Genomic DNA, 7,723 nt, shown 5'->3' with positions numbered 1-7,723 from the left:
CTTCCGTCGGCTGTATTTTTCAAAATTGACCACGAATCGCGATCGTGACACGGCTTCCTGAGTATTTCTACTCAAATCTCACCGACCGATCGACTCTTCCTTCCCACCCCAACTGTGTGTGTGCCAGTTGAGGGTGCGGAATGTGGGTACAAAGAACCAACCCATCTCCCCTAGCCCTTGTCTCCGATTCCCTCACTCTCACCCACTCTCACCCACTCCCACTCTCCCAAGTCTTGATTTGCGAGTACCCGAATCGTTTTATGATTAAACATTAAGAAATTAAGCACTCCTTAAGGTTCCACTGTCAGATTATGGCTAAAATTCAATTTTCTCGGGGTATAGACGAAGATGCTGTACCCGAAGTGCGCCTAACCCGTTCTAAAACGGGAGCTCAAGGTACTGCCACGTTTATCTTTGAAAATCCCAAAGCTCTCAGCAGCACCAGTACCGAAGACATTACTGGGATGTACATGATCGACGAAGAAGGCGAACTCCTCACTCGTGAGGTTAAGGCTAAGTTCATCAACGGTCAGCCTGCGGGTTTGGAAGCTCTTTATCTAATGAGAAGTCCCGAAGAATGGGATCGATTTATGCGTTTCATGGAACGCTACTCGGAAGCAAACGGCTTAGGATTTAGCAAGGCATAATGGGTAATTGGTAATGGGTAATTGGCAATTGGTAATTAGCCGATCGCCCGTTGCCGGTTGCCGATTGCTTAAAAGAAGAAACTATGACGCAAATTCCTCACCCCGACTTATCTAAAATAACCGTAAATTGCGCTATCATTACTGTTAGCGACACGCGATCACGTGAAACAGACAATAGTGGCTTGTTAACTAAGAAGCTGCTAAAAGATGCTGGTCACTCTGTGGTAGCTTACACTGTTATTAAAGATGATGCGGCAAAAATTGTATTGCAAATGCAGGCGTTTTCGCAGCGTGAAGATGTGGATGCAATCATTTTTAATGGCGGGACGGGCATCGCTCCCCGAGATACGACTTACGATGTCATGGAGAGTTTGCTAGACAGGATTTTACCGGGATTTGGGGAGATATTTCGGTTTTTGAGCTATCAAGAAATTGGTTCGAGAGCGATCGCCTCTCGCGCCGTTGCAGGCGTGTATCAAGGCAAGTTAGTGTTTTCTCTTCCGGGTTCTAGCAATGGCGTGAAACTAGCTGTGGAAAAGCTAATTTTACCGGAATTAGTTCACTTGGTGACGCAGTTGCGCGGTGGGTGAGAGCGAAAGTTCGGTTAATTGACTGACCGAAAGAAATTTGGTTACAAATCGTCCGAGGAATCCGTGGAGTGAGAAAAAAGCTTTGAATCCTCATCGCAAGCCCCCGGTTTGATCGGTGAGGTCGCTTTCTTCAATCTCTTCAATCTAAAATCTAAAATCTAAAATCTAAAATCGACTGACTGCATTCACCGCAAGAAACGGGTGGCTTTGAGCCTAGTCTATGGCTAAAGTGAGGAAACATTAAAATTCCATTGACTTAGACTAGATGATTTCGATGAAAAATGCGAGTGTCTGTGCTAGCGAAGATTATCACCGGATTGCTCGGGCGATCGCCTTCATGCGGCAACACCACCTAAACCAGCCCAATCTGGCAACTGTGGCCCAACACATAGGACTTAGTGAATATCATTTTCAACGACTATTTACTCAATGGGCCGGCATTAGCCCCAAGCGGTTTTTGCAATATCTGACAGTTGAATATGCCAAGTCAAAAATCACTCAGACTAAAAGCCTTCTAGACCTAACATTGGACGTGAGACTATCGAGTCCAGGACGATTACACGATTTATTTGTGAACTTAGAAGCAATGTCACCAGGGGAGTTCAAAGCAGGCGGAGCAGGTTTGCAAATTCGCTATGGCATTCACGATACCCCCTTTGGCACATCTCTAATCGCGACAACTGCCCGCGGTATTTGTAATCTTTATTTCTTGGATATAACAGACGAACAAACCGCCGCACAAAGACTGCGATTGGGATGGAAAAACGCTGAAATTATCCGTGATGAGCAAACCACTCAATCATTGTGTGACCTGATTTTCAATTCAGAAACTCTCAGCGAGCAAAAACCACTAACGCTCTTGGTAAAAGGCACTAACTTTCAGATTCAAGTTTGGCGAGCACTTTTGAAATTGCCATTTGGTGCGATCGCAACTTATCAGACTATAGCTCAAATGGTAGCACGCCCAACTGCTGCTAGAGCTGTAGGAAATGCGATCGGTAACAATCCGATCGGCTATCTAATTCCCTGTCACCGTGTGATTAGAGAATCTGGAGAACTCGGTGGCTATGGCTGGGGAGTAGAGCGTAAAACAGTCATGTTAGGTTGGGAAGCTAGCCGTACAATCTGCGATTGATTATCCTTTTGGTTTGTTTGTGCGGCGATTATGAACCGCCCGGTAGGGAAAGCCTAAATAGCCTTCTCGACAGGATTATACAGCCCTACTTGAGACTCCGATTGTAGAAATCAGCAACTTTGTCAACGTACCTCTTTGGGTTCGTATTGTAGCTTTCTGGATGTTTCTTCGCATTGGTTTCCCAATATTCTGCCGAAGGATATGCTTCTCTGAGTTGGCGAGCGTTTTGTATAGGCGTATAAGGATCGATCGCACTGTGAATGATCAAAACTGGTCTAGGGGAAATACGACCTATCTCCTGCACTGGCTTAGAAGAAGTTAGCTCATATCCAGTCAACAAATGTCCAAACATCATGGTAGAAAGAAGAAATATCCCAGGTAATCCTGAAGCTGACTGCCAATGCTTCTGAATAATTGGATAAACCTCTGCGTAACTACTGTCAGTGACCACTGCTCCGATGTCAGAGTCATCTGCTGCTGCTCCAATTACAGTAGCAGAACCCATTGAAAAACCTAAAACCCCAATCTTTTTTGGCTTAAAGCCTCTGATTTTAAGCCAATCCACTGCTGCAATAACATCTCGCCTTTCTGTAATTCCAAAGGTGAAGCGAGAATCAGCACTTTGCCCATGTCCTCGCAGATCGATCGTAAGTATCGAAAAGCCTTTTTGATTCATAGCTGAACCAAACTCGGCAAACTTTCCAGCAAGCTCACAAGTCCGACTGGAATTCAATCCATGTACTAAAATTAATACCTTATCTGTTGCTTTTTATGGAATAAACCAACCAGCAATCTCCACGCCATCAGGTGTACGAAATGTTACATTTTCAGGAGGAACAGCAAAAACAGATGCTTTAAGAGGGTCAAAGCATCTGTTTGGCTTTGAAAGAGTATGTCCTGCATAAGCTGAGATGCCGAAATAGCCAACCACTAGAAATGCTGAGATACCAGAAGCTAACTTGATCAAAAGATGCTTTTTGGCTTTCATCTATTTTGTTACCTAGTTCTTGAAGATTATTTTAAGCGAATGTTCTATTCATAGTTCTGGTGTAACTTACGCTCAGAAACCCGGTTTCTACCCAATGTCGATCGATCGCAGATAAATTTCAGGGTGCAAGGTCGATCGATATACACTAGAAACATTGTGTATCGCCAGTTTTTCAATGACGCTGCCTACCGGATATCGTTCTCCTGCTTTGTTCCAAACGCTTTCGCTGGTAGCTGACCCGATCGCATTTTTTGATCGCTCCTGGGCCAAATACGGCGATACATTTACCGCCCGCGTGTTGGGGCCATCTTCGCCCCCCGTGGTGTTTCTGGGCAGTCCAGAAGCGATTCAGGCGGTGTTTACGACCTTAGCCGATGCCTTTGAGTTTGGCAAAGTGACCAACGTATTTCGCCCGCTGGTGGGAAATGAATCCCTAATTATGAATGAAGGGCCGCGACATCTGCGACAGCGACAGCTATTAATGCCCGCGCTGCATCGGGAACAGTTGCACAGTCAAGGGCATTTGATTGTTGATTTGACGCAAAAGCAGACGATCGACTGGAAAGCCCCAGATGCGATCGCAGTCCGCGAAGAAATGTCAGAAATTTCGCTGCAAGTAATCTTGCAAGTTGTGTTTGGATTAGTGCCGGGAGAGCGCTACGAACGCCTGAAACAATTGCTCAGCAAGCTTTTAGACGCGATTACCTCTGAGCTGTACTCGATACAATTTTTCTTTGAACCGTTGCAGCAGAATTTGGGATCTTGGAGTCTGTGGGGGCAGTTTTTGCAGCAGATGGCGCAGATTGACTCGCTGATTTATGCGGAAATTGCCGAGAGGCGATCGCATTCTCTCGATTCGTCACGCACGGATATTCTGTCGGTGTTGATGATGGCCCGCTACGACACCGGCGAATCCATCGGCGATCGAGAATTGCGCGATCAGTTGATGACGCTGTTGTTGTTGGGACATGAAACGACTGGATCGGCGTTGACTTGGGCGTTTTACTGGCTGCATCAGTTTCCCGAATGCCTCGATCGGTTGCGGAAGGAATTGGATGAATAGGGCGAGAATCCCGATCCGATCGCGCTTTCGCAGTCGCCCTACTTAACAGCAGTCTGCAAGGAAGCGCTGCGGGTTTATCCAATTGCCTTAATTTCGCAGCCGCGCAAGGTGAAACGGACGATCGAACTCGAAGGCTATACATATCAACCGGGAACGATTTTAATCCCCTGTGTCTATTTGGCGCACCGTCGCCCTGAAACCTACGAAAATCCCGCCCGGTTCAATCCCGATCGCTTTTTAGATCGCAAGTTTTCCGCCTCTGAATTTTTACCGTTTGGAGGCGGGAGTCGAAGCTGCATCGGGATGGCGTTATCGCTGTTTGAAATGAAACTTGTTTTAGCAACGGTGCTGTCTTCCCGTGAGTTTGTATCGAATATCGATCGGCCAATTCGTCCGGCGCGCCGGGGAATCACCTTTGTGCCGCCCGATCGATTCCGATTAACGGTTGTGGGCGATCGGCGTTAGATGAGAGTGAAACACCGTGTCAATCGATTTTAGATTGAAGAATTGAAGAATTGAAGAATTGAAGAATTGAACCCACGGATAAATTCCGGGGGCAAGTTTCATCGGATACAGGTTTTTTATTTCTGGACGGATGAATCTGGGGGCTTGTATCCTGGATGCTTTCGGTCAAGAAAAATATGTTATTCGATGAAAATCCCAGCAACTTTGTCTCCATTCATAGTCATGTGTGCCACAAATTCATCTCCACCATCTTCAAAACTCAGCTTCCACAAATAAATCGGACAATTACCTTGTTTTATCTCACCAAAATAATTAAATGAGTATCCCTTTTTCATGCGGGAAGCAAGCTGTTCGCTAACATCGTCAAACATTTTTTGTGTAATGCTCGCTTTGTAGCCTGCATCACCGACTGTAGTAAAAAGCTCGTAATTCTTCGATGCAGTGGCATCCAAGATAACCTGCAAACAATCGATGACGTTTTGAGAGGGGGCTGTTGGGTTCATGAAGATGTCCTTCTTTTAGGGTTCTATCAAAATCTTCTAGCTCAGACTGCTGTCTAAGTGTTAATTCTACCGCTATTGCGATCGAATCCAGTTTTGGAGCGTCATTGACCGCCAACACCATCAGCTTAGCTCAGCCGCTACGAGCACTTTTTCGTTCTCCCAGATCCAACCCTGTTACTAGATTGGAGCGATTTTTGCTTTTGCAATCATTTTAGGCTTGACATCTGTAACCTCATAGGTTACATTAATAAAGTAATCTCAAAAGTTACAAAAAGTTTTAATTAATATATATAAGTGCTATGAACTGGATATTCAGCCTTGATTGAAGGATTATTTCACATGATACAAACTTTTAAAAATAAAGCATTAGAAAGATTATTGAGGGAAGGCAATGCAAAAGGAATTCCTAAAGAACTTGAAAAAAGGACAAGAGCAAGACTTGAAGTAATAGATACAGCAATAATTATAGATGATATTAGAATACCAGGCTATGATTTACACGAGCTTAAAGGTGATAGACAGGGAACTTGGTCAATAAAGGTATCAGGTAACTGGCGTATAACTTTTACATTTCAGGATAACAACGCATACGATATAGATCTCGAAGATTATCACTAGCCCATAAAACAAAATCTAATAATTTAACTTAAACCGAAAGGAAAGTTGCATGAAAGACATAAAAGACATTATTCAAGGGAGGAAAGTAAGACCAGTACATCCGGGCGAGGTCATTTCAGATGTGCTTGAAGATATTGAAATGACTCAAACCAGGTTTGCTGAGATACTTGGTGTATCCCGTCGCAGTGTCAACGAAATTGTTTTAGGTCAAAGACCAATTACAGTAGATATGGCAATTCGCATTGGGAAAGCGTTGGGGAATGGCCCTCAACTGTGGCTTAATCTTCAGCAAAAAGTTGATATCTGGGATGCAGTGCAAAAACACAGTGAAGAGTACGACAAAGTATCTACGATAGCATAGCGCGATATGTTAATCTCAGATTGCTAACCAAAGTTTAAGTTGCGCTCTGGACATCTTACCTGCTCCGGCAAGTAGTCTCACGGCATTTTGCTCAAGACTTTACGAGTTCAAACCAGCCGAGTTTTGTCAAAATTCCGAGAAAAAGAAGAGCATAGCCGTCAAGATTGTAGTCAACTAGGAAAGTCATTATTTCTGTGCGACACATCTCGCTTTTTGCTCCTCAAGTTTTGCCCAGAGAGCTTCTTGTCCGGGCTTGTGAGGCATCATTGCAATTCGATCGAACCGTTCGCGGTTGCGATTTTCCCAATAGGAGCGAATTTCTGCTCTTGTTTGTAATACCTGTTGATACTCTGTTTCGATTTGAGCGCGGTTTGCTTCAATGTAAGACATAGATAGCAGCGTTAATTCGATCGTCTGTCAGGTTAAATTTATGACGAATCAATTTTGGTGAATACTCAGCTAATTTTGTGTCAGAGTATGTGTGCTAAGAATTTCTTTTCAATAGAATGTTCGTTTAATAAGCAGCATCTCAGTCAGAAACTTTGTCCAAAAATAGCACTTCAGAAGGAATCCAACCCCTTGCATAGTTATCAGCCATAGCCAGCCACATAGAAATTCTTTCTTCGATGAGCACGATTCTTCCCCAATATTCCTCAAACAGAGACTCTTCTAGAGTTGCAGCAGCAATTCGCATTTCACTTTCTATATCAGCAAGTGCTCTCTGAAGATAATTTCCGCCCCTAGATGCGTCTTTTGTTAGTGCAACGCTACCAGCAGAAAATAGGTCACGAGCCTGCGGACAGAGAACCCCTCTATAAGTGAGCATATAACTTACAGCATCGGAGTATTTATCTTTAGCACGCGAAGGCTTAACTATTTGGGGGCATAGTATAGCTGCCTCAGCACGAAGTTGACGCTTCTCATTCTGAGCGAGGTTCATATAGATCCTGACTTGGAGAGGTAAAGAGTGTTCTTGTTCTTCTTTCTCCTCAAGCCACCACAGTCGTTCCCCTGGCTTAAGACGTTTTCTTGCGTAAGCCCTTACATAGGTCATTTTTTGTTCGTCTGAAGCTTTAGAGAATGATTCATAGGTAGTACCCATTTGCTCAAATAGGCTCTCTTCCGCAGTCATTTCAACCTCGAACCTTGGAACATGAGAGGTTCTGACATGGATAACACAGTCATCGTACTTCCCCCATCTAACTTCCGCCTCCCCTCCCATTTTTCCGAAAATCAAATAAATATGCTCAACAGATAGATCGCGCATACCTTCAAATAGACATCTCCAAAATAGTAACATTATGTGGTAAAAGAACATAAGAGACATTTTTTTACACACAAACATGAGCGATA

Annotated in this window: 9 protein-coding genes and 2 pseudogenes; 6 read left to right on the top strand and 5 right to left on the bottom strand. The window is 44.2% G+C overall.

Features of this window, described 5'->3' with window-relative positions:
- The first annotated feature begins 311 nt into the window (after positions 1–311).
- From psb28 to QUB44_RS29710, 3 genes are all read left to right on the top strand, one after another.
- Positions 312–647 carry a photosystem II reaction center protein Psb28 gene (gene psb28 / locus QUB44_RS29720; RefSeq protein ID WP_242716700.1) on the top strand — a complete coding sequence of 112 codons (336 nt, stop codon included), beginning with the start codon at positions 312–314 and terminating at the stop codon, positions 645–647.
- A gap of 83 nt (positions 648–730) precedes the next feature.
- Positions 731–1,237: a molybdenum cofactor biosynthesis protein B gene (locus QUB44_RS29715; protein ID WP_333373249.1), complete on the top strand. Its 507-nt coding sequence runs from the start codon at positions 731–733 to the stop codon at positions 1,235–1,237.
- A 274-nt stretch (positions 1,238–1,511) separates the two neighbouring features.
- Positions 1,512–2,372, top strand: a complete 861-nt coding sequence (locus QUB44_RS29710; protein ID WP_333373246.1) for a methylated-DNA--[protein]-cysteine S-methyltransferase — start codon at positions 1,512–1,514, stop codon at positions 2,370–2,372.
- 85 nt (positions 2,373–2,457) lie between these two features.
- Here the strand turns inward: QUB44_RS29710 and QUB44_RS29705 are convergent.
- Together QUB44_RS29705 and QUB44_RS29700 are read right to left on the bottom strand one after the other, a co-directional pair.
- Positions 2,458–3,123 (bottom strand): annotated as a pseudogene (locus QUB44_RS29705) (alpha/beta hydrolase); the annotation flags it as partial.
- Between the two features lie 18 nt (positions 3,124–3,141).
- On the bottom strand, positions 3,142–3,360 hold the full coding sequence (locus QUB44_RS29700; protein WP_333373243.1) for a hypothetical protein: 219 nt from the start codon (positions 3,358–3,360) through the stop codon (positions 3,142–3,144).
- 175 nt (positions 3,361–3,535) lie between these two features.
- On the opposite strand from QUB44_RS29700, the pseudogene QUB44_RS29695 reads away from it, so the two are divergent.
- Positions 3,536–4,888, top strand: a pseudogene (locus tag QUB44_RS29695) (cytochrome P450).
- 179 nt (positions 4,889–5,067) lie between these two features.
- Here the strand turns inward: QUB44_RS29695 and QUB44_RS29690 are convergent.
- Complete coding sequence (locus QUB44_RS29690) at positions 5,068–5,391, bottom strand: hypothetical protein (RefSeq protein ID WP_333259406.1); 324 nt, start codon at positions 5,389–5,391, stop codon at positions 5,068–5,070.
- Positions 5,392–5,730: 339 nt separating this feature from the next.
- Here QUB44_RS29690 and QUB44_RS29685 point away from each other — a divergent pair, with 339 nt between their 5' ends.
- A complete protein-coding gene (locus tag QUB44_RS29685) occupies positions 5,731–6,009 on the top strand; it encodes a type II toxin-antitoxin system RelE/ParE family toxin (RefSeq protein ID WP_190743610.1) in 279 nt (92 codons plus the stop codon).
- A 49-nt stretch (positions 6,010–6,058) separates the two neighbouring features.
- On the top strand, positions 6,059–6,370 hold the full coding sequence (locus QUB44_RS29680) for a HigA family addiction module antitoxin (RefSeq protein WP_333373239.1): 312 nt from the start codon (positions 6,059–6,061) through the stop codon (positions 6,368–6,370).
- Between the two features lie 186 nt (positions 6,371–6,556).
- On the opposite strand, the gene QUB44_RS29675 is transcribed toward QUB44_RS29680, so the two are convergent.
- Both QUB44_RS29675 and QUB44_RS29670 read right to left on the bottom strand, forming a co-directional pair.
- A complete protein-coding gene (locus tag QUB44_RS29675; protein WP_333373236.1) occupies positions 6,557–6,760 on the bottom strand; it encodes a hypothetical protein in 204 nt (67 codons plus the stop codon).
- Positions 6,761–6,899: 139 nt separating this feature from the next.
- Positions 6,900–7,723: hypothetical protein (locus QUB44_RS29670; RefSeq protein WP_333373234.1), on the bottom strand; the 824-nt coding region annotated here is incomplete at its 5' end.

It is taken from the genome of Microcoleus sp. AT3-D2 (assembly GCF_036705715.1).
GTDB lineage: Bacteria > Cyanobacteriota > Cyanobacteriia > Cyanobacteriales > Microcoleaceae > Microcoleus.
Note: the sequence above shows the minus strand (reverse complement) of the source record. Positions and strands in the feature narration are given on the sequence as shown.